This is a genomic window from Massilia sp. LXY-5 (assembly GCF_059801075.1).
This window is the reverse complement of record NZ_JBNNEH010000003.1, coordinates 353825-380692: the sequence shown is the minus strand read 5'-3', so window position 1 is coordinate 380692 and position 26868 is coordinate 353825. Positions and strand designations below refer to the sequence as shown.

Here is a 26868-nt window from a genome sequence, read left to right as displayed (position 1 = left end):
TCTCTCCAGGTTTGCTAGGAATTCGCAGCCGGACGCAGCGCCGGCAGCGCGCGTCCTTTCATCATCAGGCCGTAGGCAAGCCCGGAAATGAGCACGCCGACGAACCAGGCATAGGTATAAATCGTCTTGAAGGTCGCCCCCACTTCCGGGAACGAGGCCGGGAAGGCGGCGTTCAGGAAGCCCGGGATGTTCGGCGCCACGCCCAGCACGAAAGCGACGATGGCCGCGACGTTCCAGCCGCTGCCGTACGAATAGATGCCGCCATGGCGGTAGAGCTGGTCGACGTCGAGGGCGGTCTTGCGGATGAAATAGTAGTCGATGATCAGGATGCCGGCGATCGGCCCCAGCAGTGCGGAATAGCCGATCAGCCAGGTGAAGATATAGCCCTGGGTCGTCTCCAGGATTTTCCAGGGCATCATCACCAGCGCGATGCCGGCCGTCAGGTAGCCGCCTGCACGGTAGCTGATGGTCTTTGGCGCCAGCGCGGAAAAGTCGTAGGCCGGGCCGACCAGGTTGGCGGCGAGGTTGACGCTGACGGTGTCGATCAGCAGCACGATCAGGGCGATCAATACGGCCACGCCCGTCATGCGGCTGGCGACGTCGACCGGATCCCACAAGGCCTTGCCGTACAGGACCACGGTGGCCGAGGTGACGATCACGGCCAGGGCCGCGAGCAGGCCCATCGGTGCCGGCAGGCCGATGGTCTGGCCGATGACCTGGTCGCGCTGGGATTTGGCGAAGCGGGTGAAGTCGGGGATGTTCAGCGCCAGCGTCGCCCAGAAACCGACCATGGCCGTGAGCGAGGGCCAGAAGGTGCTCCAGAACTGGCCGGCCTTCTTGCCGCCTTCGACGAATTGCGACGGCTGGTCGAGCAGCGGACCGAAGCCGCCCGCCTTGTTGTACACCCAGCCGAGCAGCACGAAGCAGATGACGATCTTCAGCGGCGCGGTCCAGGTTTCCAGTTTGCGGATCGCGTCCATGCCGTGCACGATGAAATAGAACTGGATCGCCCAGAAGGCCAGGAAACAGAGCAGCTGGCCGAGGTTGATGCCCAGGCCCGCGATCGGCTCGCCGCCGACCGGATGTCCGGCCAGCACGCCCAGCAGCGTATAGATCATGCTGCCGCCGAACCAGGTCTGGATGCCGTACCAGCCGCAAGCGACGATCGCGCGCATCAGGGCCGGCAGCTTGGCGCCCGAGGTGCCGAAGGAGGCGCGCGCCAGCACCGCATACGGGATGCCGTATTTGGTGCCGGCATGGCCGATCAGGAGCATCGGCAGCAGCACGATGGCGTTCGCCAGGAACACCGTCCACACCGCTTGCCAGCCGGACATGCCGGCTTCGATCAGGCTCGCCGAGAGCGTATAGGCCGGGATGCACATCACCATGCCGACCCAGAGCGCGGCGAAGTGGTACCAGCGCCAGGTGCGCTGCGCGGCGCTGGTGGGCGCCAGATCGTGATTCCAGAGTTCGGTGCTGACAGGGTGTTGCGTCACGGTACGGTTTTCCAAACGGATCTCTCCAAACAGGTTGCTGATGCAACGCAGTGTAGCGCAAACGTTTTTGCGGGCGCGAGTGGAAAACCGCTTGCGCCCGCCATACCGGTTCAGGCCGGCTCGATGACCGCCGTTGTCTGCCCTACCGCGGCGTCGGCCCGGCTTTCCGCGCGCGGATTGCGGGGATCCTGCGTCCAGTTCATGTAGGGCTTGCCGGTTTCCTGCGGCACCATCGCGATGCAGGCCTCGACCGGGCAGGTGATTTCGCACAGGTTGCAGCCGACGCACTCGTCGCGGATCACCTCGTAGCGGCGGGCGCCGTTCTCCATGATCCGCTGCGCGATCGCCTGGTGCGAAGTGTCTTCGCAGGCGACAAAACACTTGCCGCAGCCGATGCACTTGTCCTGGTCGATGTGGGCGATGGTCTGGAAATTCATGTCCAGGTATTTCCAGTCGGTCGTGTTCGGCACTGCCTTGCGCGAGAAGGCGGCGATGTCGGCATAGCCCTTCTCGTCCATCCAGCGCGCCAGGCCATCCTTCATCTCCTCGACGATGCGGAAGCCGTGCAGCATGGCAGCCGTGCACACCTGCACCGAGCCGGCACCGAGCGCGATGAATTCGGCCGCGTCTCGCCAGTTGCCGATGCCGCCGATGCCGGAGATCGGCAAGCCGGCGGTGACCGGGTCGCGTGCGATCTCGGCCACCATGTTCAGGGCGATCGGTTTCACGGCCGAGCCGCAATAGCCGCCGTGGGTGCTGGCATTCCCGACTGCCGGGAACGCGACCATGCGATCGAGGTCGAGGTGGGTGATCGAGTTGACAGTGTTGATCAGCGAGACCGCATCGGCGCCGCCGGCCAGCGCCGCACGCGCTGGGGCGCGTACGTCGGTGATGTTCGGCGTCAGTTTCACGATGACGGGCAGGCGCGTGTGCTTCTTGCACCAGGCGGTGACCATCTGCACGTATTCGGGCACCTGGCCGACGGCCGCGCCCATGCCGCGTTCGGGCATGCCATGCGGGCAGCCGAAATTGAGTTCGATGCCGTCGGCGCCGGTCGCTTCCACCAGCGGCAGGATCGCCGCCCACGGCGCTTCCTCGCAGGGCAGCATCAGCGAGACGATCATCGCGCGGTCGGGCCAGGCCTTTTTCACGGCCGTGATCTCGCGCAGGTTGATCTCCAGGCTGCGGTCGGTGATCAGCTCGATGTTATTGAAGCCGATGACCTCGCGGTTCTTGCCGTAGTGGGCCGAATAGCGCGAAGAGACGTTGACGGCCGGCGGATCTTCGCCGAGCGTCTTCCAGACCACACCGCCCCAGCCGGCCTCGAAGGCGCGCACGACGTTATAGGCTTTATCCGTCGGCGGCGCCGAAGCGAGCCAGAACGGATTGGGCGATTTGATACCGCAGAAATCGATGCTCAGGTCGGCCATGCTGCCCCCGCCAGGATATCGTTGTGGATCGCCAGCGCGGCCAGTTTGCCGTGCTGGACCGCTTGCACCGTCAGGTCCTGTCCCAGCGCGACGCAGTCGCCGCCGGCGTAGATGCCGGGGACCCTGGTGCGTAGCGCGCCGTCGACGGCGATGCGTTCGCCGTCGCGCCATAGTTCCTGGGCCAGGGCATCGAATTCCGATGGCGGCGCCATCGCCTGGCCGATGGCCTTGAACACGGCATCGGCCGCGATCTCGATAAAGGCGCCGGTACGCGCCAGCCGGCCTTCGTCCATGCGGGTTTCCTCGAAGCGCATGCCGATCACGCGCCCCAGGCCGTCGAACAGGACTTCCAGCGGCGAGGCCCAGGTACGGATGCGCACGAAATTGGTCTTGGCGATCTCGATCTCGTGGCCGGTTGCGCTCATCGCGTCGAAACCCCGGCGGTAGACCAGGGTGACCTCGTCGGCGCCGAGGCGTTTCAGTTGCACCGCCATGTCGATCGCGGTATTGCCCGCGCCGATGACGATTGCGCGGCGCGGTACCGGCAAACGAGACAAGTCGTCCGCCTGGCGTAGCGCCGCAATGTAGTCGGTCGCGGCCAGCAGGCCCGGCGCATCTTCTCCCGTCAGGCCCAGGCGGCGGCTGGCGCCCAGGCCCAGGCCGAGGAAGACGGCGTCGAAACGCGCGTGCAGGTCCTGCAACTGGAGGTTGTCGCCCAAAGCCTGGCCGTACTGGATGTCGATGCCGCCGATCGAGAGCAGGAAGTCGACTTCCTGCTGCGCGAAGTCGCCGGGCAGCTTGTATTTGGCGATGCCGTATTCGTTCAGGCCGCCGGCTTTCGGCTTCGCTTCGAACACGACGACGTCGTGCCCGAGCATGGCCAGGCGGTGGGCGCAGGACAGGCCGGCCGGTCCGGCGCCGACCACGGCGATCGTCTTCCCGGTCGACGGGGCGCGCGCGAATGGATGGCCCTCGAAGCGCGCATTGTCGACCGCGTGGCGCTGCAGCAGGCCGATTTTGACGGGCTCGCGCTCGGCGTAGTGATTGCGCACGCAGGCGTCTTCACAGAGGATTTCGGTCGGGCAGACGCGCGCGCAGCTGCCCCCTAAAATGTTCGCCTTGAGGATGCCGATGGCGGCGCCGTTGATGTTCCCGTCGTGGATGTTGCGGATGAAGCTGGCGACGTCGATGCCGGTGGGACAGGCACGCATGCAGGGGGCGTCGTAACAGTAGAGGCAGCGCGCTGCTTCGATGGCCGCCTGGCGGCTTGTCAACGGCGGCGCCAGGTCCGTGAACTGCGCCGCGAGCGCGCCGTGCGAGTCGGCTGCCGGCGGCAGGTGCTGGAGAGTCTCGATCATGTGCATCCCTGTTTTTTGTTGGAGTGCTGGTGTTCGACTGCTTCGTACCTGTGGTGCTGACTGCTGCTTTGCTTTTCGTAGGGTGGGCACTTGTGCCCACGCGGCCGGACCGTTGCTCACCGAGGCGCACGCGTTGTACCGCGTGGGCATGAATGTCCACCCTACGCCCTCCGGCGGCGTTCGCAGTGTGCGAACGTCGCCAAGGTTTGTCACTTCATCTGCGGGAACGCGAACTCCACGCCGGAACTCGCCGTATTCGGCCAGCGCTGCATCACCGCCTTGTGGCGCGTATAGAAGCGCACGCCTTCCGGGCCGTAGGCGTGGTGGTCGCCGAACATGCTGCGCTTCCAGCCGCCGAAGCTGTTGAAGGCCATCGGCACCGGCAACGGGACGTTCACGCCCACCATGCCGACCTGGATCTGGCGCACGAATTCGCGCGCCACGCCGCCGTCGCGCGTGAAGACGGCGACGCCGTTGCCGTACTCGTTGGCGTTGATCAGCTCGACCGCGCTGCCGACGTCCGGCAGGCGCACCACGCACAGCACCGGCCCGAAGATCTCTTCCTGATAGATGCTCATCTCGGGTTTCACGTGGTCGAACAGAGTACCGCCGACGAAGAAGCCGTTTTCATAACCCTCGACCTTGTGGCCGCGGCCATCGACGACGAGGGTCGCGCCCTGCTCCACGCCCTCTCCGATCAGGCGCTCGATGCGCTGGCGCGCCGCATGCGTGACGACCGGGCCCATTTCTGCCCCTTTGCTCATGCCCTCGCCGATTTTCAGGTTCTTCGTGCGCTCGGCCAGGGTGGCAACGAGCTTGTCGCCGGCGTCGCCGATGGCCACCGCCACCGAGATCGCCATGCAGCGCTCGCCCGCCGAGCCGTAGGCGGCGCCGATCAGGGCGTCGACCGCCATGTCCATGTCGGCGTCGGGCATCACGACCATGTGGTTCTTGGCGCCGCCCAGGGCCTGCACACGCTTGCCGTTGGCGCTGCCGCGCGCATAGATGTATTCGGCGATCGGGGTCGAGCCCACAAAACTGATCGCCTGCACGTCGCGGTTATCCAGCAGCGCGTCGACGGCAAGCTTATCGCCCTGCACCACGTTGAAGACGCCGTCCGGCAAGCCGGCTTCCTTCAGCAGGCGCGCGTGCAGGAGCGATGGCGAGGGATCGCGCTCCGACGGTTTCAGCACGAAGGTGTTACCGCAGGCGATCGCCACCGGGAACATCCACATCGGCACCATGACCGGGAAATTGAAGGGCGTGATGCCGGCCACGACGCCGAGCGGCTGGCGCATCGACCAGGCGTCGATGCCGCGCGCGATCTGGTCGGTGAACTCGCCTTTCAACAATTGCGGGATACCGCAGGCGAATTCGACGACTTCGATGCCGCGCGCGACTTCGCCCTGCGCGTCGCTGAAGGTCTTGCCGTGTTCGCGCGTGATCATGGCCGCGAATTCGTCGGTGTGCTGCTGGCACAGCTGCAGGTACTTGAACAGGATGCGCGAGCGCGCCAGCGGCGGCGTGGCGGCCCAGGCAGGGAAGGCGGCTTGCGCGGCGAAGACGGCGGCGTTGACTTCGTCGACGCTGGCGAGGGTCACGCGGGCGCAGGGTTCGCCCAGCGCCGGGTTGAAGACGTCGGCGTAGCGCTCGCCCGCCGTGTCGACGACCTGGCCGCCGATGAAGTGGCCGATAATTTCAAGTTGATTCATGTTATGTCTCTTCTAGTCCAGGTTTTTCAGTACGGTGGCCAGCTTGCCGAACAATTCGTCGATGTGCTGTTTCTCGAGGATGAGGGGCGGCGACAGCGCGATGATGTCGCCGGTGGTACGGATCAGGATACCGTCGGCAAACGCTTTCTTGAACGCCTGGAAGGCGCGCGCGCCCGGCTTGCCGGCGATCGGTTCGAGCTCGATGCCGGCGACCAGGCCGATCGTGCGAATGTCGATCACATGCGGCAAGCCTTTCATGGCGTGCACTGCGTCTTCCCAATACGCCTGCATGCCCTTGGCGTGCTCCAGGATCTGCTGCTCCTTGAAGGTCTCGAGCGTGGCAAGTGCAGCTGCGCAGGCGACCGGGTGGCCCGAATAGGTATAACCGTGGAACAGCTCGATGCCGGCAGGCGCTTCCATGAAGGCATCGTGGATGAATTTTTTGCTGAACACCGCGCCCATCGGGATCACGCCATTGGTGAGGCCTTTTGCGGTCGTCATCAGGTCCGGCTCGACCTCGAAATAGTCCGCCGCGAACGGGGTCGTCAGGCGTCCGAAGCCGGTGATGACTTCGTCGAAAATGAGCAGGATGCCGTGTTTGGTGCAGATCTCGCGCAGGCGTTTCAGATAGCCTTTCGGGGGCACCAGCACGCCGGTGGAGCCGGAGACCGGCTCGATGATCACGGCCGCAATGGTGGAGGCGTCGTGCAGGGCGACCAGGCGCTCGAGTTCGTCCGCCAGTTCGACGCCGAAGTCCGGCTCCCCGCGCGAAAAGGCGTTCTTCAGCAGGTTGTGCGTGTGTGGCAGGTGGTCGACGCCCGGGAGCAATGGACCGAAACTCTTGCGGTTGGGGCCGATGCCGCCGACCGACAATCCGCCGAAACCGACGCCGTGATAACCGCGTTCGCGTCCGATCAGCCGAGTGCGTCCCCCCTCGCCGCGCGCCTTGTGATAGGCCAGCGCGATTTTCAAAGCGGTGTCGACCGCCTCGGATCCGGAGTTGGTGTAAAAAACGTGGCCGAACTTGTGGCCCGTGTAGTCCATCAACTGTTCGGCCAGGTCGAAGGCGGCCGGATGGCCCATCTGGAAGGTGGGCGCGAAATCGAGCTGGCCGATCATCTCGCGCACCGCGCTCACGATCTTCGGCTGGGCGTGGCCGCAAGGCACGCACCACAGGCCGGCGGTGCCGTCGAGGATCTGGTTGCCATCCACGTCCTTGTAGTACATGCCTTCGGCCGAGACCAGCAGGCGCGGATTGGCCTTGAAGTCGCGATTGTTCGTGAAAGGCATCCAGAAGGCGGACATCGATTCGGGTCTGGACTCGTTCATGCAGGCTCTCCCTTGTTTGCAGCCAATTATTGGTCTGTGTGGCAAAACGACGAGGCAATACTAACAATGTGCACGCCAGCGCTGCGAATGTAAAGCCACGGGGCTTTCGGGCTGGCCGGTCCGAACAGGGTACGTTGCAAAAATGCAAAATACTCCACCGATCCGGTAATATAAACGCGCGCCGTGATGCCGTCATATCAATTCGAATATATCCGAAGTCTACGGCGACCAACAGCCATGCTAAATCACCCGGCATACCGCCAGTGTGAGAATGCTAACGCCCTTGATCTAACGCAAACTCAGCCATCGCGGGTAAGGAAACGTGGGGCTGACCGGAGATTGCCATGCCAGAATCGATGCCTCCCGTCCTGACAACCGGACGCTTGACCCTGCGTCCGCTCGCCGCCGGCGACGAAGCCGCCCTGTTTGCCATTTTCTCCGACCCGGAGGTCGTGCGTTACTGGTCGCGCAACGCCTGGACCGACATGGCCCAGGCCGACGAGATGCTCGCCGCCGCCCTGCGCGACTATGCCGACGGCGGCGGCCTGCGCTACGGCATCGTCGTCAGCGCCACCGGTGAACTGATCGGCGTCGCCAGCCTGTTCGCCTTCAACCGCGACAACCGGCGCTGCGACCTCGGCTACGCCCTGGGCAGCCGCCATTGGGGCCATGGCTATGTCAGCGAGGCGCTGGTGCCGGTGCTGGAACACGCCTTCGGTGCGCTGGGCATGAACCGGATCGAGGCCGACATCGATCCGCAGAACCTTGCCTCGGGACGCGTACTGGAAAAACTTGGTTTCCGCCAGGAGGGATTCATGCCGGAACGCTGGATCGTCCATGGCGAGACGGCCGACACCGTCTTCTATGGCTTGCTCAAGCGCTATTGGGACGAGCGTGCACCGTCCCGTTCGTCGGTCGACGCTGCCGGTTAGCCCATGAAATGCACGCTTCGTCGCAGTGCCCTCGCCGCCGTCCGGCGCCAAGGGTAGAGTGCTTCCATCGACACCACCAACACGAGGAGCACAGCATGAAAACGACCACCTTCCGATCCTTTGCCGCCGAACTGGAAGACGCCGCGGCAACGGCCATGCGTTATCTGCGCAGCGGCCTGCGCACCTTCTCGGCCCTGCCCTGGCCGGCCCTGCTGCTGGCGGCCATCCTGACGGCCTGCGCCATCACTGTCATTCCGCTGGCCCTGATGCTGTTTGCGATCTTCCTCGCCATCAAGTACGCCGTACTCGCGATCAATAGCGACAAGACCACCCCGCTCGAGGACTGAGCCATGCAAGCCAGCCAGATCAACCGGGCCGTCGACTTCATGCGCGAAGCCTTTGCCGAGGTGAGCAAGCTGTGGTGGGCCTTCTTCGACTGGGTCGCGGTGGTCGACTGGCGCAAGCTGGCCATCACCTGGCTGCTGGCACTGTTTTTCCTCGGCATGCTGAATACGCCGGAACCGGCGGTCTGGTACATCTTCCTGTCCTTCGGCATCAAGGTGCTGGCCGGCGGCAAGCGCCGCGCCGAACTGGTGGCGAAGGACGCCACGCTGAAGGCCGAGGTGGCGACCCTGGAGCGGCGCCTGACCGAAGCGCAGATGGCGGCCCTGCAGGCCCAGGTCGAACCCCACTTCCTGTTCAACACCCTGGCCCTGATCGGCCGCCTGATCGAGACCGATCCGCCGGAAGCGGCCAAGGTCCACGCCCACCTGATTTCCTACCTGCGCTCCAGCCTGCCGCAGATGCGCTCGGGCGGCGGCGCCACGCTCGGCAAGCAGCTCGAATTGTCGCGCGCCTACCTCGCGATCATGCAGGCAAGGATGAAGGAACGGCTGCAGGTGCGCTTCGAGGTGCCCGACTTCCTCGGCAGCGCGCCCTTCCCGCCCATGATGCTGCAAACCCTGATCGAAAACGCGATCAAGCACGGCCTCGAACCGAAGATCGAAGGCGGCACCATCACGGTGCGGGCCCGGGTCGACGTCGCCACCCTGGTCGTCGATGTCTGCGACGACGGCGTCGGCATCGACCTGCACGCCGACGACGGCGTGGGCCTGGCCAACATCCGCGAACGCCTGCAACTGCTGTACGGCACCCAGGCCGAGCTGGTCATCGAAGCGCCTCCCGGCGGCGGCGCCTGCGCCTCGGTGCGCATTCCCTACAAGATGATGGAGGAATCATAATGCGTGTCACCGCCCTGATCGCCGACGACGAAGCCGCGATGCGCGAGCAGCTGCGCGCGCGCCTGGCGGAAGTATGGCCCGAACTCGAGGTGCTCGCCCTCGCCTCGAACGGCATCGAAGCCGTCGAGATGGCCGCGCGCCACCAGCCGCAGATCGCCTTCCTCGACATCCGCATGCCCGGCATGGGCGGCATCGAGGCCGCGCGTCAGCTGTATAACCGCTGCCACATCGTCTTCGCCACCGCCTACGACCAGTACGCCGTCGACGCCTTCGAGCATGGCGCGATCGACTACCTGCTGAAACCCGTCACTGCCGAAAGGCTGGCGACCACCTGCGAACGCCTGCGCAAGCGCTTGCAGCAAGCGCCACAGGACATCGGCGCCCAGCTCGCCCAGCTGGGCAGCCTGCTCCAGCAAGGAACGCCGCCGAAGCGCAGCTACCTGCGCTGGATCCAGGCGCAAGTGGGCGGCAGCTTGCGCATGGTGAGCACGCGCGAAATCCTGTTCTTCCAGTCCGACGAAAAATACACGCGGGTGCAGACGGCCACCGCCGAACTGCTGATCCGCAAGACGCTCAAGGAACTGGCGGACGAACTCGATCCGGACGAATTCTGGCGCATCCACCGGTCGACGCTGGTGCGGGTCGACGCCATCGCCGAGGTCTCGCGCGACCTGCGCGGGCGCCAGATGCTGAGGGTGCGCAATTATCCGCAGGAGCTGGAGGTGAGCCGGAATCATTCACACCTGTTTCAGCAGATGTGATTTTCGAGTCATTGACCCTCGTCGCTGTTGATGTCGAAACTTCCTGCCGAATCCGTACTCGAAAGATGAACCGTGGAGAGGAGGCGCCATGTCGCGCGCAGTGCACTTCGAAATTCACGCCACACAGCCGCAGGCGCTGATCGATTTCTATTCGAACCTGTTCGGCTGGTCGTTCAGCAAATTTCCAACTGGTGAATACTGGATGATCAATACGGGACCCGACAGTCAACCCGGGATCAATGGCGGACTCCTGCCGCGGCCCGGGCCGGCGCCGGGGCCGATGGCGTCGCCGAATGCGTTTGTGATCACGGTTGACGTGGATAACCTCGATGCGTCGATGGTGAAGGCGCAAGGGGGCGGGGCCGTGCTGTGTGTGCCGAAGATGGCGATTCCTGGGGTTGGGTGGCTGGCGTATTTCAAGGATCCGGATGGGAATATCTTTGGGATGATGCAGATGGATGCGAGCGCGGCGTGACGCCTGGGTATCCGTTGGCAGTACTATTCGCGACGCTGGAGAAATAGCTTTTCTTCGAAGAGGAAGTGCATAGATCCACGACCGCAATGAAGACTGGGCGTCTTACCTACAACAGTCTAGCCGTGCAAAGGTGCGCAGAAATGAACGTCCGCGTCCAAGGCTGCCTTTGGGAATACAGCCGTTCGCTCACCAGTTAGAGTCCCTTCAATTGCATACGGGTCGTCCGGCTCAACCATACAGCCAGCCTCGACGTCGCTTGGCCATTGCGGCACTTTGCTCGTGCGCATAGCGAGCCATCGAAACATGCTCACGACCAGGCACAAAGGGAACATGGCCCAGTAGATTACAAACGGCGCGCCCGCAAAATTGGCGAATACTCGCTCAGCACCTACGCGGAATGCTTCCCTTCGCTTGTCGACGGGCATACAAAATTGTATCTGATTCACTACATCTTGTGGACCATCTTCCATATAGCGCCGGATGAATTCCCAGTGTGCGCGTACGAAATCATCAGACGAGTGGCGCACGCTGCCTGGAGCGGCAATTGCGGCGTCGATGGAACCAACATAACTAAGGGCAAAAGTCTCGCGAATCGTCACCTTATCAGACGCGAGGACATGCCCGCGGACTTCCCACTCATTCCACTGAGGCATATGCCCTAACGTGAAAAATACATCACTCCAACGAACCGAAAGTACCGTTCCATTTTTTCTGAACACATGTACCATCCGATTCTTCCGATCAAAACGCATTGGATAATGGGTATATGCAAATGACTCTTTTTTCAGCAACCAAATAGCTCCAGCTATCACTGGTAAGATCATTACCGCGACAACTGTACAAATCAACCAGCCGTCGCTTGCGGGACGAAGACTTGGCGGGCTAGTCAGCGTCACATACACCATTCCGAAGAGACCGGAAGCAAAGATGGCAATGACTATGATCGCAACTGCCGTCAAAAGCCCCTTCCAACCGAACCATTTGTCTATTGATTCCAAATATGTAGAGTTTAATTTAACCACGCTTAACTGGTATCTTGGCTCAAGTTCAAGACGCTGGCTCTGCTTCAGATGATGAAGTTTCTCCTCGTCGGTAAGCAGTCGGTTTACTTGATAGTCTCGGATCAGGCCAGAGAATTCCATATTTACCTTCACGATAAAGCCAGTTTGAGCTGTGCTTGCTCAGTATCGAAATCGACGTATCGCTGACCTGTCAACTTCCCCCAAGGACAACGTTCCAGCCAATCCTGGATAGGATTATCTTTGATATTATCGATAAGAAACCCGATACCGATTGCCAGCAAAATTAGAAGTCCAATTACGGGGATCGAGGCCGAAAGAAGAATTGCTGCGCTAAGCGCCACCCCGACAATTGCCGATCCGATATAGCTAACAACAATCAACCCGCTTGATCCCTCTTGATATTCATTGAAAGCTTTGTAGACATCTAATCCAGCCACAACTAATCCTGCGCATATCCCGACACCCTTTCCTGCATGCGCTAAGAAATCTGCAAACTTAGAAGAAAATGCTTGCCCAAATCGCATACCTAGGCTTACTCGCCCTGACAAGGCATGGCCAATTGCTTCAGAAGTCGTCGCCGCAACAGCTGCCATTGCGCTATAGAGTCGGGCGCTCGCATCGAACGTCTCGTCTTTTAGACTTTTCGCTTCGTCCGACATCAATTTGGTCAAACAAACTGCCTGCAAGATTGCTGTTACCACACCGGCACGAACTTCGATGCTGATAACTTTTCGCCACCGGCCCAAATTGAGAGATTCGATTGCCTCAGTAGTTTTTATACTTTTAGCCAACCAATCATGACGCTGTTGTGGAGTCAATCCATTCGGCAGCTGCGCAATAACTTCCTTATCAGCGATCATTAACCATTTTCTTTTTGTCGTCCCACTCATCGGCTTACCATGAACCTGCTGGCGTTTCAGCTCAATTGCAACGGCTCGTCTTAATTGTTCTTCATTCGCGGGTTGGCCACTTAACTGAATAAGCTGTTTGGTCAGAAGCGTTACAAACTGTCTCTTTGTGCCGACGATATCGCATACAACGACTGGATGCCCGGATATTAAACCTGTAGCCATTATTGCAGCCCTGAAACCTGAACTACCGTCAATTACCTTGTGAAACATTTTTGCTATCGAACAGCCTATCTGTGCGATAAGATGGGCTGTAACGTCCCTTGCTTGAGAATCAATCTTACCGACAGCAAGAGCAGACGCCGTAAAGATATTGTCCCATGGAAGTTGACGCACGTCGAAACCTACTGTGGTGGCGCCGCTGATTGCATCTTTAGTAACATTTTGATTGAGAATCATCGCACGCAACAAAACATTTTTTGCATCTGCGATATCGCCTTTAAGCCAATCGTCGTACAAGTCAGTGCATGCTTTCTTGTCTTGGGTAGCAGTTAAACACTGCGCAACCGTTTTCGTGAATACAACTCCCGATTCCGCATTAAGAGGATCATAATTACATTCGAGATGGTTGATGAGAGACGTGCTCTTCATCCAGGCAACGTGGCTTAGCGCCAAAGGAGCTATGAATTCCCCATCGAATGCCTGAAGTCTTTTTCCAAAAGAATCATTCCAACGGCCCCGCGCAGTGTTATCAAATTTCTTGGCATACTTATCCCACCCATTATCTGCAGCACGCGTTAACTCCGCTCGCGTAACAGTACGAATACTCTCTGTTTGAGCCCGTGTGGAAGCCGAAAACAAATGGCCGAGCGGGTTTGCCTTGATTTGATTATCTGCGATCTGATCTGCCGCGGCGATCTCAGCATCCTCCGCCTGCTTACGTAATGCTTCCTCGATCCGATCAATTGCATTACTAGCTGCCAAATATCTTTTATTTTCAACATTTTTTTCCGAAAATAGAAGTGCATTCCGTTTCATTAGAAAGGCCAATTCCTGCGCCACGCCTACTGGATCATTCAAGGTAACAATCAATCCCGCGTTTGGACGCAAAGCCTCACATTCCCGCTTCAAGCGATCGGCGTGACCGTGGCGAGAGATAAACTCGAATGGGCTCCACTCAAAATTAGCTTTCGCCTGACTAGGGGATACCGCATACTCTGCTATTAGTGCATCAACCTGCTTAATCGGCCGGTGAGGCATTTGGTTTCCGCTTAGCGCTGCCTTAATATCGATTTCTATCATGTGACGTTTGCGATAAGCAACGTCCTCGTTCGCCTTTCGTACGGCTTCAGTCCACCAAACATCGCTGAAGCCTATCCATACCTTAGAGGCATTCTTGGGATCTGGCACCGTAATACAACTTGCGATAGCGCGATGGCCTGCGTCTGGACAATTAAACGGCTTCTGGGGTGTCGCTGCGATGACGCCAGGGGTATCCAACAGTTTGAAGAAATAGCCATCGTTGGTGACGAAGTATATTTCCCAGCGATGCCGCGCTTCATCGAAGACATGCACATAACCACTGCGAAGCACCCGCTTCGTGTAGTGGGCTGCCTTGGCACTGAGCTCGATCGGTAGAGCTGGCGCTAATGGCGCGCCACCGCCGGCCGGTGCGACGCCATCGCGCACGAGCAGTAGAGGCAAGCCGCGTTTGTCACAAAATTCGCATGTTTTTGCAGAGGTCATAGTTGGCTTTCCAGCGGCGTTTTCGTAGGCTTGCAAAGCGCATGCCAGACCTGCTCTTCGACAAGCGCAAACCGATCGGATAGGCTGGACTCTTCGGCTGACATCGCGTCCTGCTTGATGACTCTTGCCACTGTGGGATGTTCGTCGAACGTGGGATTGGTCCGAAGGCCTCGCGCGGCGAACTCAACCAGATCGGCATTGTCGATAAGGCCGTAGCGTCTGGCTGCGCGTTCCATTAATTCCTCCGCCAACGCTCCAGCGCTTGTCAGCGCCGCGGCCGCCCGAATATTCGCGTGATGTAGGGCACGATTAACGAGGCCGATACGTTCGATTCGGGCCCAGTCCCAACGCTCTTGACCTGCGTAGGGTTCAGCGCCACCAAGAGCGCTGGATTGAGAGCCGGGCGGATAATGCAATTCACGTTCTGCGGTCACCCACTCCCCGCCTATCCAGTAGGTAATTGCCAGTGACAGCCCAAACATCTTTCGGCTCTGCATTGGGTTCAATATGCGTAGCATCTGATGTAGAACACGCGAATCGTGCAAGCGCAGCCACAACCCGTGTCCCGGCCGAGGCCGCACTAACTGCATCGAATTCCAATGGCGGGTAATTTCTCTTGCGGAGGCTTTCGTCTTGATGAATAGAGTTATGCACGGAGCCTGTGCGTTCTCGCAAGCATTCCGTATTTGATTCGATATGCCGTCCAGCGCGTAACTGGCTGATCGGTTGAGATCGATCAATATCGGCATCAGGTGAGCACTTGGCCCGAGGTGGTTAGGCACTAATCGATCAACGATCAGTCCGTCGGGAAGACATTCGGCCATTCCTGCATCGGCCACGGCAAATGCGTATTGACGCACCGTCTGGGAATTGAAAGGTTCGTTCATCGGATTTCCGCATCAGGACAAAGGGACGGTGCTGTCGCCGGCAGCTGCTGCACCGGCGGCCCGGAACTCACAAAGCTTCAGATCGCCAGGCTTCGGCATTGTTTTCTTGCAACTGGCGCTCTGCGGCCCCGCCAACTCTTTTGCACTCGCCTTAAACTCCACCTTCCCCGGCGCATGCACCTCGATATTCCCGCCCTCCAGCTTGATGAACGCCCCCTGCGCCGTCAGCAGCACATGTTTCTTCGGCGCCGAGATCGCCACCGTTTTCGTGACGCTGGCCACCGTCACCGTCTTGTCCGCAACCAGAGAGGTCGTGCCGGACTGGCTTTGTGCGCTCAGCTTGCCGCTGGCCGCATGCAGCTTGAGGCCGGTCTCCTGGTTCGGCTTGGTCTTGTTGCTGGCTTTGCCGTAGGTAAAGAGACTAATACCGCCAATTAGTAGCGTAGATGAGCTAGCCTGCGCGACAAGGTTGATGTCCTGGGCAGTGATGTTGGTCGTCGTGCCGGCCGAAAGAACAGCATCGGCGGGGGTGGCAGCGACGATGCCGGCAGGGCTCGACAGTTGCAGGTGCGGTTCGCCGTACGCGACCGCATTCTGATCGGCGGCCTCGATGACCTCTGCGCTATGGCCCATCTGCCCGAGCGCAGGAAACTTGGCAGGCTCGGGCTCATCCTTGAGCTTTGCATTGTGCTTCTGCGCCTGCGTCGCCAGCGCGACCTGCAATTCATGGCTTTCCCTGATCTGCCCCGCAGCCTCGCGCGAATCGAGCTGGCTGCCGCTGCCGCCATTGCGCACATCCGCCGACAGCAGCAGGCCCTGTCCGGCGCGCACTGCCGCGCCGTCGGCGGTCTTGAGTTCGGCGCCAAAGCCGGCCGGCTGCAGGCGCGCATTGTCGCTCTGGTGCCGCAGCTGGCCGAGGTTCAGCTCGGCCGCGCCGTCGTGTGCTTTCGTGTGCCGCTGCAGGGCCAGGCGCGACTGGCCGGGACTGTCGTCGAACACCAGCTGGCTGTAGGCCCCGCCGCCCTCCTGGCTGGCATTCATCGCCTGCGATTTAAGCCCCGACAGCACCGCCGGGTGCGCATGTCCGCCGCCCTCGCCCGGAAACCACGCGGGCGCATTCCCGGTTGCTGCGGCAGCGCCGTGGGCCACCGCGTTGTGCTGCGCATCCTGCTGGCCGCGTCCGTTGTACAGGCTGCCGATGACGACCGGGCGGTCGATATCGCCCTCCAGGAAGTCCACCAGCACTTCCTGCCCGATGCGCGGCACCATGTTGCTGCCCCAGTTCGCGCCGGCGATCGGCGTGAGGACCCGCACCCAGGTGCCCGCCGTATCGTCGCCTGGCGCATCGGTGTGGCCGTCAGGATAAGGGTGGAGGGCACGGCTATGGCTGGCTGCGCCACGCTGCCAGTGGAATTGGATTTTGATGCGGTGGTCGCGATCCGTGTGGATGCTTGCGCCAGGCGGGCCGACGACGATTGCCGTCTGCTGGCCGCGCACGGTCGGACGCGGATGGAGGAGGCGGCCGTGCGCGTCGATGCCGCTGCAGCGAAACGGAACGCGCGCGAGGATCGCGTCGATCCGGTTGCGGTACAAGGGCCGGTCATCGCCAGAGAGGCCGAATTCATCGGCGACGCTTGTCGTCACTACTCCCTGTCCCAGCAGTGTGTGCACGGAGCCCAGTACGTCGGCGCCCAGGTTGTTGTGCATCAGGTGGACGGCGCGCGTAATGAGGAAGCTGCGCTCGCCGTCGTGACCGGCCGCGTCGAAATGGGCGTGGCCGTGCAGGGTAAAAGTGGTGCCCGGCGCGAAGCTGCGCACGGTGCCGGCGGCCACGTGCACCTCGCGCGCCGCCTCCAGGGCCTGGATCTGGTTGAGGGCGATGCGCTGTCCCTGCTCGCGGTCCTGCCATGCGTAGACGCCGGGCGCATCGCGGCTGGCCAGCGCTGCCTCGCCACCGGGTCCGGCGGCATCGACCCGGCGCTGGCGCACGGTGCGGTAATCCCAGCTGCCCATCTCGATCGCATCGGTTGCGAGCCGCGACTCGATCCGCCAGCGGTCGACACTATCGGCACGCATGACGGCGCCCGGCCGGGTGAACTCGACCGAGGCCTGCACGTTCTGCTGAAAGGCGCCGTTATGGTCCGCGATCACCAGCACGTGGCTGCCCAGCGCCGGGCTGTCCGGGGCGCCGCTGTGCTCGAAAAAGGTGAACAGGCCTTCCTCGTGCATCAGGCGCTCGGCGAAGGCCAGGTCGCTTTCCTGGTATTGCGTAGTGAGACTGTGCTTCGGATACACACGGCTGTCGGCCAGCTCGAAACGCCAGTCCGGTATCAGCCTGCCGCGTCCCGCATACGCCTTGAAGACGCTGTCGAGGATCTCGATGACCGTCTTGTCCTGGAAGATGCGGCTGTCCCTGCCGAACGAAAGGAAGCGCGTCCAGGGTTCGATCGTCAGGGTGTAACGGGCAAAGCCGCCGTTCGCGCCGCTGATTTCAAAGGCGGTGACGTGGCCGTGAAAGGAACGCATCTGGCCGCTGGTGGCGGTCAGCAGTTGCAGCAACGCCGGTTGGCCGATCAGGCTTTTCAGGGAAAGATGCGCATCCGTGCACAGCGCATCGACTCGAAAAGAATACCCTTTGCTGATCCCCTCCTCGCCGCGCACGCACTCGACGAGCAGGTCGACGCCGAGTGGTGTCGTCAACCGGAGCAGGCGCGTATCCTGCGTAAAACGATTGAACGACGCGAGAAGCGCCGCGCCGTGTGCCTGCTCTGACATGGATCCCCCTGTAAATGCATTGCGCATCGGCCGATGTGATCCGGTTTATACGCGCATACAACATGCGATTACACGTCGAGAACACAGCCCGGCTGTTGAGGAAGATCAGCCGGCTTGCCGCTTGGCACGCAAAAAAAAGCGCCGCCACGTTCCCGTGTGCGGCGCTTCCCGTACTGCAGGCGATCGCAGGACTTACTTGTTCAGGTCCCACCCACCAAACGCGTTCGGCAGTTGCCCGGCCGCGGTCGTCTCGTGGATATCGCCTTTCAGGTTGGTCAGCACGACCGGCAGCGCATTGCCGCCCAGTTCCAGGATGACCTGGCGGCAGGCGCCGCAGGGAGCGATCGGGCCGTCGGTCTGGCCGATCACGGCCAGGGCCGTGAAGTCGCCCGGCTTGTAGCCGTGGGCGATGGCGCTGAAGAAGGCGGTGCGCTCGGCGCAGTTGCACAGGCCGTAGGAGGCGTTTTCGACGTTACAGCCGCGGAAGATGCGGCCGTCCTTGCATTCGAGGGCGGCGCCGACCTGGAATTTCGAATACGGCGTGTAGGCCAGTTCGCGCGCGGCGCGGGCTTCGTCGATCAGCTTTTCGTATTTCATGTGCCTTCCTTACTCCGGGCGGATGGTACGGTGGATCATCGGTGCGACAGCGGCTTTCGCAGCACCGATCTGGTATGCGGCCTGCACCTGGCGCACGGCCTGCTCGGCCGCCTGCCGGGTGCGCGCGTGGACCATCGCCAGCGGCTGGCCGACGGCGATCGCGTCGCCCAATTCAACCAGGTTCGTCAGGCCGACGGCGAAGTCGATCGCATCCTGCGGACGCACGCGGCCGCCCCCCAGCGCGACGACCGCCAGGCCGAGGCCGCGGGTGTCGACGGCGGTGGCGAAGCCGGCCTGCAGAGCCGGCACCGGCACGATGACCGGTGCGGTCTCGAGGTAGGCGTCGGGCTTGTCCATCAGGTCGGCCGGGCCGCCCAGGGCCTTGACCATGCGCGCGAAGCGTTCCGCCGCTTCGCCCGAATCGAGGGCCGCCTGCAGCCTGGCGCGGGCCTCGCTGTCGTTCGCTGCCAGGCCCGAGATGACCAGCATCTCGGCGCACAGCGCCATCGTCACTTCGTGCAGGCGCGCCGGGCGCGCTTTGCCGGTCAGGTAGTCGATCGCGACGCGCACTTCGACGGCATTGCCGGCGGCGTGGCAGAGCGATTCGTCCATGCCGGTCAGGATGGCCGAGGTGCGGGTGCCCGCGCCGTTGCCGACGCTGACGATGCTCTCGGCCAGCTCGACCGATTTCGCATAGGTCGGCATGAAGGCGCCATTACCTACTTTGACGTCCATGACCAGGGCATCGAGGCCGGCCGACAGCTTCTTGGAGAGGATCGAGCCGGTGATCATCGCTACCGATTCCACGGTCGCCGTCGTGTCGCGGATGCTGTAGAAGCGCTTGTCGGCCGGCGCCAGCTGGGCGGTCTGGCCGATGATGGCGACGCCGACTTCCTTCACCACGGTGCGGAACAGTTCAGGATCGGGGACAGTGCTGTAGCCGGGGATCGAATCGAATTTATCCAGCGTACCGCCGGTGTGGCCCAGGCCGCGGCCCGAGATCATCGGCACGAAGCCGCCACAGGCGGCGATCATCGGTCCGAGCATCAGCGAGACGACGTCGCCGACGCCGCCGGTCGAGTGCTTGTCGACCACGGGACCCGGCAGGTTCAGGGATTTCCATTCCAGGACCTGACCGGAATCGCGCATCGCCAGCGTAAAGGCGACGCGTTCGTCCATGGTCATGTCGTTGAAGTAGACGGCCATCGCGAGGGCCGCGATCTGGCCTTCGGTGACCGTATTGTCAGGGATGCCGCGGACAAAAAACTGGATTTCTTCGGCGCTGAGGATGCCGCCATCGCGCTTCTTGCGGATGATTTCCTGGGGGAGGAACATGGGATGTTCGCCTCTCTACAATTCAAACATTCAAACGACGTAGGGTGGGCACTCTGTGCCCACGCGGCGATACGCGGCGGCGAGATCGTCGAACACGACAACGGAGCCTTTACGTATCACCGCGTGGGCACGGAGTGCCCACCCTACAAAATCAAATCAAACGCCGTAAGGAATCCAGACGTTTTTCACCTGGCTGGCGTGCTGCAGCACCGTGCGGCCACAGGCCTGCTTCGCATCGAACCAGTCACGGCCCTTGCCGCCGCCGACCCAGGTGCGCTTCAGCGTCTCGCTGGATAAGCGCTCGACTTCGGCGCAGCCTTCCGCCGAACCGTCGTGGCGCCACACTGCATCGATGTCGCCGTGGGTGGCCAGCGTACGCGCCAGCTCGTCGGCCGAGCCAGTGACGATGTTGAGCGCGCCGCCCGGCAGGTCCGAGGTGTCCAGCACCTGGTACAGGTCCGTGGCCGACAGCGGGTAGGCTTCCGACGGCACCGCGACGACGCGGTTGCCCAGCGCCAGCGCGGGAGCGACCAGCGAGATGAAGCCCAGCAGCGGGTTCTCGTTCGGGCAGATCACGCCGATCACGCCGACCGGCTCGTTGAGCGCAACGGTGATGCCGTGCATCGGCGGCTGGTGGGCGGCGCCGTCGTACTTGTCGCACCACGCGGCCCAGTAGAACAGGCGCTCGATCGAAGCCGCGACTTCGCGCTGCGGGTCACGCACGCCGGTCATGGCGGCGAGACGGGCAGCGAATTCCTCGGCGCGGATCGCCAGGTTCTCGGCGATGTAGTACAGCACCTGCGCGCGGTTGTGCGCGGTCGCTTTCGACCAGCCGGCAGCCTTGTGCGCGGCTTCCACGGCGTTGCGGATGTCCTTGCGATTGCCCTCGCCGACGTCGGCCAGGAAGGCGCCGTTGGCGCCGTTGATCGCGCGGCTGTAGGCGCCGTCAGGGCGGGCCTGCTTGCCGCCGATGTAGAGCTTGGCGGTGCGGTCGACGGCGAACGGGCTGCCGGCGTCCGAAGCTTTCACTTTGCCTTTTTCAGCGACGATCGGTGCGCTTGGGCGCGCATCTTCCGACAGCGGGGTCAGGTACTCGTACATGCCCTCCTTGCCGCCTTCGCGGCCGAAGCCCGATTCCTTGTAGCCGCCGAAGCCGCAGGCTGCGTCGAACTGGTTGGCGGTGTTGATCCACACGACGCCGGCCTTGATCTGCGGCGCGACGTCCAGCGCCAGCGAGATCGATTCCGACCACACGCAGGCGGCGAGACCATACACGGTGTTGTTCGCGAGTTGCACTGCTTCGCCCGGGGTGCGGAAGCTCATCGCGACCAGCACCGGTCCGAAGATCTCGGTCTGGGCGACGGCGGCCGAGGTCGAGGCGCCGGTGATCAGGGTCGGCAGGTACCACGAGCCGGCGACAGGCGCTTCGCAGCTCGGTTGCCAGATTTCGCAACCTTCGGCGCGGGCGGCTTCCACCAGGCCGTGGATGCGCTGCTGCTGCACCGGATCGACCAGGGCGCCGATGTCGTTCGATTTATCCAGCGGCGAACCGACGCGCAGGTTCTGCATGCGCACTTTGACTTTGGCGATGAAGCGGTCGTACACCGATTCCTGCACAAGCAGGCGCGAGCCCGCGCAGCAGACTTGTCCCTGGTTGAACCAGATCGAGTCGACCAGGCCTTCGACGGCCGCGTCCAGGTCGGCGTCGTCGAAGACGATGAACGGCGACTTGCCGCCCAGCTCCAGCGACAGCTTCTTGCCGCTGCCGGCCGTGGCCTTGCGGATGATGCGACCGACTTCGGTCGAACCGGTAAAGGCGAGCTTGTCGATGCCAGGGTGATTCACGATGGCTTCGCCCACGCGGCCGTCGCCGGTGACGATGTTCACCACGCCGGCCGGCACGCCGGCCTGCTGGCAGATTTCAGCAAATAACAGCGCCGTCAGCGAGGTGTACTCGGCCGGCTTGAACACGATGGTGTTGCCGGCGGCGAGCGCAGGCGCGATTTTCCACGCCAGCATCAGGACCGGGAAGTTCCAGGGAACGATCTGGCCGACCACGCCGACGGCGCGGTAGTCGGCGAATTCTTCCGACTGCAATTGCGCCCAGCCGGCGTGGTGGTAGAAGTGGCGTGCGGCCAGCGGCAGGTCGGCATCGCGCGTTTCGCGGATGGTCTTGCCGTTGTCCAGCGTTTCCAGCACCGCGAACAGGCGCGAATGCTTTTGCAGCAGGCGCGCGATCGAATACATGACTTTCGCGCGGCCGTGGCCACCCATGGCGACCCAGCCCGGCTGCGCACGGCGCGCGGCTTCGACGGCGCGGTTCACGTCGTCCGAGGTGGCTTGGGTGACTTGCGCCAGTTCCGAGCCGTCGGCCGGGTTGTTCGAGGCGAAGGTCTCGGCACCTTCGGTCCACGCGTTATCGATGAACAGTCCAAAACGGCGTCCGTGCTGGTCCAGCCACGCTTGCGCTTCTTTGGTGCTCTCGGGTGCGGGGCCGTAATCCATAGTTTGCAGAATCTCTTTAATTGTTGGCATGACGAATCCGTTCGGTATTTAAGGTTGCGCGTGGCGATGTGCGGCCGAGTAGGCGCCGGTCACGTAGTGCTCGAGCTGGCGCTCGATGTCGGTCATCAGGCTCGAAGCGCCGATGCGGAACAGGTGCGGCTGCAGCCAGTCGTTGCCCAGCTCTTCCTTCATGACGGTCAGGTATTGCAGCGCGCTCTTCGCGGTCGAGACGCCGCCGGCCGGCTTGTAGCCGACCTGGAAACCGGTCTGCTCGTAGTATTCGCGGATCGCGCGGGTCATCACCAGCGACACGGGGATGGTGGCGTTCACGCCTTCCTTGCCGGTCGAGGTCTTGATGAAATCGGCGCCGGCCATCATGCAGACCCACGAGGCCTTGGCCACGTTGTCCAGCGTGACCAGGTCGCCGGTGGCGAGAATGGCTTTCACGTGGGCCTCGCCACAGGCCTGGCGGTAGGCGACCATCTCGTCGTACAGGGCCTGCCAGTTACCGGTCAGGACATGCTGGCGCGTGATGACGATGTCGATCTCGGTGGCGCCGGCGGCGACCGACAATTCGATTTCACGGATCTTGGTCTCCAGGCTCGACAGGCCGGCCGGGAAAGCGGTCGACACGGCGGCGATCGGCAGGCGGCCCTGCAGGATTTTCACTGCAGGCGTGATCATCTCGTGGTAGACGCAGACGGCGCCGGTGGTCAGCGACTCCAGGCCGAGCGCTTGCATCAGGTCGGCGCGCAGCGGGCGCATCGCCTTCATGCACAGGCGCTCGACGCGGCCCGGGGTGTCGTCGCCGCCGAGGGTGGTCAGGTCCATGCACTGCACGGCGCGGATCAGCCAGGCAGCCTGGTATTCCTTTTTCACCGTGCGGCGATTCGCCAGGCTGGCGGCGCGGCGGTCGGCCGCATTGCGGTTGACCTTGATACTGTTCACCCAGCCGAGGTCGAGGCCGACGGCGGTGTTACGTTTGAAGTCCAGGTTCTGGGTCATAGCAGTGCGGTTCCGTTGGAGAGAGGTTTGACGCCGAGGTGTTTGGCCAGCGTGGCGCCGATGTCGGAGAAGGTGCTCGCGATCGGCAGCTCCTGCGGCTTGACGTTCGGGCCGAAGAAAATCATCGGGATGTGTTCGCGCGTGTGGTCCGAGCCCGGCGCAGTCGGATCGCAGCCGTGGTCGGCGGTGATCACGACCAGGTCGCCGTCTTTCAGTTTCGCCATGAACTCGGGCAGACGCGCGTCCAGTTCGTGCAGCGCGTTCGCGTAGCCGGCGACATCGCGGCGGTGGCCGAAGTGCATGTCGAAGTCGACGAAGTTCACGAACGACAGCGATTTGGCAGGCGCCTCGTCCGCCACTTCCAGCAGGCGGTCGAACAGCGCCATGTTGTCGATGCCTTTGACGAGGCGGGTCACGCCCTGGGCCGCGAAGATGTCGCTGATTTTACCGAGGGCGATGACTTCGCCGCCTTCATTGGCGACGTGATCGAGCAGCGTCGGGCTTGTGGGCGGCACGGCGTAATCGTGGCGATTGCTGGTGCGCTTGTACTTGCCGTTCGCGCCCAGGAACGGACGCGCGATCACGCGGCCGATGTTGTAGGGTTTCACAAGTTCATAGGCCGCCTCGCAGACCGCGTACAGGCGCTCCAGGCCGAAACTCTCTTCGTGCGCCGCGATCTGCAGCACCGAGTCGGCCGAGGTATACAGAATCGGCTTGCCGCTGGCGACATGTTCGTCACCGAGTTCGTCGATGATGGTGGTGCCCGAAGCGTGGCAGTTGCCCAGCCAGCCGGGAACGCCGGTCAGCTCCTGCAGTTTATCCGTCAGCTCCTTCGGGAACGAAGGAACGGTCTTCGGAAAATAACCCCAGTCGAACAGCACCGGCACGCCGGCGATTTCCCAGTGGCCGCTCTGCGTGTCCTTGCCGGTCGACTGTTCGCGCGCGACGCCCCAGGCGCCCGTAAAACCGTCGCGTTGATTGAAACCGGCGGCCCATTCGCCGCTGGCCTTGTGGGCGGCGGCTGCCAGGCCGAGGCGCTCGAGGTTCGGCAGCGACATCGGCTTGCCCTCTTTCGCGGCCCACTCGGCGATGTGGCCGAAGGTATTGGCGCCCGTGTCGCCGTATTTGTCGGCGTCGGGCAGCGCGCCCAGGCCGAAGGAATCAAGCAGGAGGATGAATGCGCGTGACATGGAAGTCCTCGATTATTGAGCGGCTGCGCGTGGAATGGCCGCCAGGCGCTCGGTGAACGAATGGATCAGGGTGACCAGGTCCTTGGCTGCGATCGCCGCGTACTTCAGGGTCTGCTCGTGCGACAGCGGGAAGGGCGAGAGGCCTTCCGCCAGGTTCGTGATGGCCGAGATGCCGACCACTTTCAGGCCGCAGTGGCGGGCCGAGATCACTTCCGGCACCACCGACATGCCGACGACGTCGGCGCCCATCGTCCTGAACGCGCGGATTTCGGCGGCGGTCTCGAAGTTCGGACCCGGCGCGGCGAGATACACGCCTTCGGCGATGGTGATGTTTTTGGCGGCCGCGGTTTCCTTGACCAGGGCGCGCAGCTCGGCGTCATAGGCATTGGCCATGCTGAAGAAGCGCGGGCCGAAGCGGTCGTCGTTCGGACCGGCCATCGGGCTGCCCGGCAGCAGGTTGATGTGGTCCGACAGGACGACGACGCTGCCGGCATCGACTTCGGGGCGCAGCGAACCGGCGGCATTCGTCACCAGCAGCATCTCGCAGCCCAGCAGTTTGAAGGTGCGCACGGCCGAGGTCATGACGTTGGCGCCATAGCCTTCGTAGAAGTGGCCGCGGCCCTTCATGCAGACGACCGGCACGCCGGCCAGGGTACCCAGCACGAGTTCGCCCGCATGCCCGTGCACGGTGCTGATCGGGAAGCCCGGCAGTTCCGAGTAGCTGATCGAGACCGCGTCCAGCATCTGCTCGGCAAGCACGCCGAGGCCGGAGCCGAGGATCATCGCCACGCGCGGCTCGAACCCTGGTTTGCGGGCGCGAATGATCTCGGCGGCTTCGAATGGGGTATTGCTGGACATGAGGTTTCCTTCTGTTGAATCCAAGATGAGGGAGGCAGTCGTGCCGGCTGTACAGGGGAGCGGCCCGGCGCCACAGAACGGGCGTACGAAGACCAGAAATTATTATAACTATGCATTATCCGGGATATGTATGGCAAATACCATTTCTCTTGCTCATTTATATGAGAGCCGACTAAATCCCGCTACATACTGTGGTGCCGCCGATATGGGTTGACGCCATCCAAACATCTGTCTAGCATTGATAAACATTTGTTGAAACCGACCCCGACCGTGACCGAGCTTCCGAAAAAAGAACAGTTGTATGAGCTGATCCGCGCCAATCCCTTCATCGCGCAGAACGAGCTCGCTACCGAACTCAATCTGTCGCGTTCGGCGGTGGCCGGCTACATCGCCAGCCTGGTACGCGAACGGCGCCTGCTCGGGCGCGCCTATGTGCTGCCAAGCGAGCGGCCGATCCTGTGCATCGGCGCGGCCAACCTGGACCGCAAGCTGCGCGCATCGGGCCCGCTGGCGATGGGCAGCTCGAACCCGGCCAGCGCGGTCGAATCCTTCGGCGGCGTGGCGCGCAACATCGCCGAGAACCTGGCGCGGATGGGAGCAAAGGTCGGCCTGATCACGGCGGTCGGCAACGACTCCTCCGGCAGCGCCCTGCTCGCCCATGCCGACGGCGCCGGCATCGACACCCGCGGCTGCCTGCGGTTGGACGACGCCGCCAGCGGCACCTATACCGCAGTGCTCGACCACGATGGCCAGATGGTGGTAGCCCTGGCCGACATGGCGCTCTACGACCGCATCACGCCCGCGCTTCTCGACCTGCGCCGGCAGCAGCGCGCCGGCGCCTCGCTGATCGTGGCGGACCTGAACCTGGGCCGCGACGCGATCGAAACGCTGCAGCTGGACGCCGCGCGCGACGGCGTCGATCTCGTCATCGTCGCGGTCTCGGAGCCGAAGATGAACCGGCTGCCGGCATCGCTGCAGGGCGTACGTTTGATTATCCTGAACCGGGGCGAACTCGGTGCCCGCCTCGGTCGCGTAGTACAGGACGACGACCTCGCAGCGGCCTGCGGCGAACTGCAGGCGCAGGGCGCGCAGGACGTCGTCGTCACGCTGGGGCCGCGCGGCGTGCTGTTCACGACGCCAAACGGCGTCGAACGGCTGGACGCGCCGCCGGCAAAGGTGGTCGACGTCACCGGCGCCGGCGACGCCTTCTCCGCCGCCGTCTGCCTCTCGCTGCACGGCGGCGGCACCGACCTGGCGCTGGCCTGCCGCCGCGGCCTGCAGCTCGCCACCCTCACCATCGAATGCCGCGAGACGGTCTGTCCGCAACTGGCGCCGGAAACCTTCGGCGCCCTTATCTAACATACTG

21 protein-coding genes are annotated in these 26868 nt (G+C 62.8%); 6 read left to right on the top strand and 15 right to left on the bottom strand.

Going from position 1 to position 26868, the window contains the following annotated elements; all coding sequences use genetic code 11:
* Positions 1 to 14: 14 nt before the first annotated feature.
* The 5 genes from ACI48I_RS10720 to aptA all read right to left on the bottom strand — a co-directional run bounded on the left by ACI48I_RS10720 (position 15) and on the right by aptA (position 7325).
* Positions 15 to 1496, bottom strand: a complete 1482-nt coding sequence (locus ACI48I_RS10720; protein WP_193686919.1) for an NCS1 family nucleobase:cation symporter-1 — start codon at positions 1494 to 1496, stop codon at positions 15 to 17.
* Between the two features lie 110 nt (positions 1497 to 1606).
* Complete coding sequence (preA, locus tag ACI48I_RS10715) at positions 1607 to 2926, bottom strand: NAD-dependent dihydropyrimidine dehydrogenase subunit PreA (protein ID WP_193686920.1); 1320 nt, start codon at positions 2924 to 2926, stop codon at positions 1607 to 1609.
* Complete coding sequence (locus tag ACI48I_RS10710) at positions 2914 to 4284, bottom strand: NAD(P)-dependent oxidoreductase (RefSeq protein ID WP_498574148.1); 1371 nt, start codon at positions 4282 to 4284, stop codon at positions 2914 to 2916. The genes preA and ACI48I_RS10710 overlap by 13 nt, the downstream gene beginning before the upstream one ends.
* A 209-nt stretch (positions 4285 to 4493) precedes the next feature.
* Complete coding sequence (locus ACI48I_RS10705; RefSeq protein WP_498574147.1) at positions 4494 to 5996, bottom strand: CoA-acylating methylmalonate-semialdehyde dehydrogenase; 1503 nt, start codon at positions 5994 to 5996, stop codon at positions 4494 to 4496.
* 12 nt (positions 5997 to 6008) lie between these two features.
* The gene (gene aptA, locus ACI48I_RS10700) at positions 6009 to 7325 is read right to left on the bottom strand and encodes an omega-aminotransferase AptA (RefSeq protein WP_498574146.1); all 1317 of its coding nucleotides are present in this window, start codon (positions 7323 to 7325) and stop codon (positions 6009 to 6011) included.
* 344 nt (positions 7326 to 7669) lie between these two features.
* On the opposite strand from aptA, the gene ACI48I_RS10695 reads away from it, so the two are divergent.
* From ACI48I_RS10695 to ACI48I_RS10675, 5 genes are all read left to right on the top strand, one after another.
* Positions 7670 to 8257, top strand: coding sequence for a GNAT family N-acetyltransferase (locus ACI48I_RS10695; protein WP_498574145.1), 588 nt, complete (start codon positions 7670 to 7672; stop codon positions 8255 to 8257).
* A gap of 95 nt (positions 8258 to 8352) precedes the next feature.
* Positions 8353 to 8604, top strand: a complete 252-nt coding sequence (locus tag ACI48I_RS10690; RefSeq protein WP_227496571.1) for a hypothetical protein — start codon at positions 8353 to 8355, stop codon at positions 8602 to 8604.
* Positions 8605 to 8607: 3 nt separating this feature from the next.
* Positions 8608 to 9498, top strand: a complete 891-nt coding sequence (locus tag ACI48I_RS10685) for a sensor histidine kinase (protein ID WP_498574144.1) — start codon at positions 8608 to 8610, stop codon at positions 9496 to 9498.
* The gene (locus ACI48I_RS10680; protein ID WP_498574143.1) at positions 9498 to 10259 is read left to right on the top strand and encodes a LytR/AlgR family response regulator transcription factor; all 762 of its coding nucleotides are present in this window, start codon (positions 9498 to 9500) and stop codon (positions 10257 to 10259) included. The genes ACI48I_RS10685 and ACI48I_RS10680 overlap by 1 nt, the downstream gene beginning before the upstream one ends.
* 88 nt (positions 10260 to 10347) lie before the next feature.
* Positions 10348 to 10734, top strand: a complete 387-nt coding sequence (locus ACI48I_RS10675) for a VOC family protein (RefSeq protein WP_498574142.1) — start codon at positions 10348 to 10350, stop codon at positions 10732 to 10734.
* Between the two features lie 116 nt (positions 10735 to 10850).
* Here the strand turns inward: ACI48I_RS10675 and ACI48I_RS10670 are convergent, their stop codons facing one another.
* The 10 genes from ACI48I_RS10670 to xapA form a co-directional block, all read right to left on the bottom strand.
* Positions 10851 to 11876 (bottom strand): DUF6708 domain-containing protein, encoded by a 1026-nt coding sequence (locus tag ACI48I_RS10670; RefSeq protein ID WP_193686928.1) that lies wholly within the window; start codon positions 11874 to 11876, stop codon positions 10851 to 10853.
* Between the two features lie 8 nt (positions 11877 to 11884).
* Complete coding sequence (locus tag ACI48I_RS10665) at positions 11885 to 14350, bottom strand: T6SS effector BTH_I2691 family protein (RefSeq protein ID WP_193686929.1); 2466 nt, start codon at positions 14348 to 14350, stop codon at positions 11885 to 11887.
* The gene (locus ACI48I_RS10660) at positions 14347 to 15237 is read right to left on the bottom strand and encodes a DUF4123 domain-containing protein (RefSeq protein WP_498574141.1); all 891 of its coding nucleotides are present in this window, start codon (positions 15235 to 15237) and stop codon (positions 14347 to 14349) included. The genes ACI48I_RS10665 and ACI48I_RS10660 overlap by 4 nt, the downstream gene beginning before the upstream one ends.
* A gap of 12 nt (positions 15238 to 15249) precedes the next feature.
* Positions 15250 to 18012, bottom strand: coding sequence for a type VI secretion system Vgr family protein (locus ACI48I_RS10655; RefSeq protein WP_498574140.1), 2763 nt, complete (start codon positions 18010 to 18012; stop codon positions 15250 to 15252).
* Positions 18013 to 18204: 192 nt separating this feature from the next.
* Positions 18205 to 18609 carry a cytidine deaminase gene (locus ACI48I_RS10650; RefSeq protein WP_193686932.1) on the bottom strand — a complete coding sequence of 135 codons (405 nt, stop codon included), beginning with the start codon at positions 18607 to 18609 and terminating at the stop codon, positions 18205 to 18207.
* 9 nt (positions 18610 to 18618) lie between these two features.
* On the bottom strand, positions 18619 to 19944 hold the full coding sequence (deoA, locus tag ACI48I_RS10645) for a thymidine phosphorylase (RefSeq protein ID WP_193686933.1): 1326 nt from the start codon (positions 19942 to 19944) through the stop codon (positions 18619 to 18621).
* Between the two features lie 156 nt (positions 19945 to 20100).
* Positions 20101 to 22479 (bottom strand): aldehyde dehydrogenase family protein, encoded by a 2379-nt coding sequence (locus ACI48I_RS10640; RefSeq protein ID WP_407943874.1) that lies wholly within the window; start codon positions 22477 to 22479, stop codon positions 20101 to 20103.
* 18 nt (positions 22480 to 22497) lie between these two features.
* Positions 22498 to 23454 (bottom strand): deoxyribose-phosphate aldolase, encoded by a 957-nt coding sequence (deoC, locus tag ACI48I_RS10635; protein ID WP_193686935.1) that lies wholly within the window; start codon positions 23452 to 23454, stop codon positions 22498 to 22500.
* Positions 23451 to 24644 carry a phosphopentomutase gene (locus ACI48I_RS10630; protein ID WP_498574139.1) on the bottom strand — a complete coding sequence of 398 codons (1194 nt, stop codon included), beginning with the start codon at positions 24642 to 24644 and terminating at the stop codon, positions 23451 to 23453. Before ACI48I_RS10630 ends, deoC begins: the two co-directional genes overlap by 4 nt.
* Positions 24645 to 24656: 12 nt before the next feature.
* Entirely contained in the window at positions 24657 to 25502 is an 846-nt protein-coding gene (gene xapA, locus ACI48I_RS10625; protein WP_193686937.1) for a xanthosine phosphorylase, read from the bottom strand.
* 249 nt (positions 25503 to 25751) lie between these two features.
* Here xapA and ACI48I_RS10620 point away from each other — a divergent pair, with 249 nt between their 5' ends.
* Positions 25752 to 26861, top strand: coding sequence for a carbohydrate kinase (locus ACI48I_RS10620; protein WP_498574138.1), 1110 nt, complete (start codon positions 25752 to 25754; stop codon positions 26859 to 26861).
* The last annotated feature ends 7 nt before the right edge of the window (positions 26862 to 26868 follow it).

Coding starts and splice junctions, on each gene's coding strand:
- preA (WP_193686920.1), bottom strand. CDS start 2,926: ATGGCCGACCTGAGCATCGATTTCTGCGGTATCAAATCGCCCAATCCG.
- ACI48I_RS10710 (WP_498574148.1), bottom strand. CDS start 4,284: ATGATCGAGACTCTCCAGCACCTGCCGCCGGCAGCCGACTCGCACGGC.
- ACI48I_RS10705 (WP_498574147.1), bottom strand. CDS start 5,996: ATGAATCAACTTGAAATTATCGGCCACTTCATCGGCGGCCAGGTCGTC.
- aptA (WP_498574146.1), bottom strand. CDS start 7,325: ATGAACGAGTCCAGACCCGAATCGATGTCCGCCTTCTGGATGCCTTTC.
- ACI48I_RS10695 (WP_498574145.1), top strand. CDS start 7,670: ATGCCAGAATCGATGCCTCCCGTCCTGACAACCGGACGCTTGACCCTG.
- ACI48I_RS10690 (WP_227496571.1), top strand. CDS start 8,353: ATGAAAACGACCACCTTCCGATCCTTTGCCGCCGAACTGGAAGACGCC.
- ACI48I_RS10685 (WP_498574144.1), top strand. CDS start 8,608: ATGCAAGCCAGCCAGATCAACCGGGCCGTCGACTTCATGCGCGAAGCC.
- ACI48I_RS10680 (WP_498574143.1), top strand. CDS start 9,498: ATGCGTGTCACCGCCCTGATCGCCGACGACGAAGCCGCGATGCGCGAG.
- ACI48I_RS10675 (WP_498574142.1), top strand. CDS start 10,348: ATGTCGCGCGCAGTGCACTTCGAAATTCACGCCACACAGCCGCAGGCG.
- ACI48I_RS10670 (WP_193686928.1), bottom strand. CDS start 11,876: ATGGAATTCTCTGGCCTGATCCGAGACTATCAAGTAAACCGACTGCTT.
- ACI48I_RS10665 (WP_193686929.1), bottom strand. CDS start 14,350: ATGACCTCTGCAAAAACATGCGAATTTTGTGACAAACGCGGCTTGCCT.
- ACI48I_RS10660 (WP_498574141.1), bottom strand. CDS start 15,237: ATGAACGAACCTTTCAATTCCCAGACGGTGCGTCAATACGCATTTGCC.
- ACI48I_RS10655 (WP_498574140.1), bottom strand. CDS start 18,012: ATGTCAGAGCAGGCACACGGCGCGGCGCTTCTCGCGTCGTTCAATCGT.
- ACI48I_RS10650 (WP_193686932.1), bottom strand. CDS start 18,609: ATGAAATACGAAAAGCTGATCGACGAAGCCCGCGCCGCGCGCGAACTG.
- deoA (WP_193686933.1), bottom strand. CDS start 19,944: ATGTTCCTCCCCCAGGAAATCATCCGCAAGAAGCGCGATGGCGGCATC.
- ACI48I_RS10640 (WP_407943874.1), bottom strand. CDS start 22,479: ATGCCAACAATTAAAGAGATTCTGCAAACTATGGATTACGGCCCCGCA.
- deoC (WP_193686935.1), bottom strand. CDS start 23,454: ATGACCCAGAACCTGGACTTCAAACGTAACACCGCCGTCGGCCTCGAC.
- ACI48I_RS10630 (WP_498574139.1), bottom strand. CDS start 24,644: ATGTCACGCGCATTCATCCTCCTGCTTGATTCCTTCGGCCTGGGCGCG.
- xapA (WP_193686937.1), bottom strand. CDS start 25,502: ATGTCCAGCAATACCCCATTCGAAGCCGCCGAGATCATTCGCGCCCGC.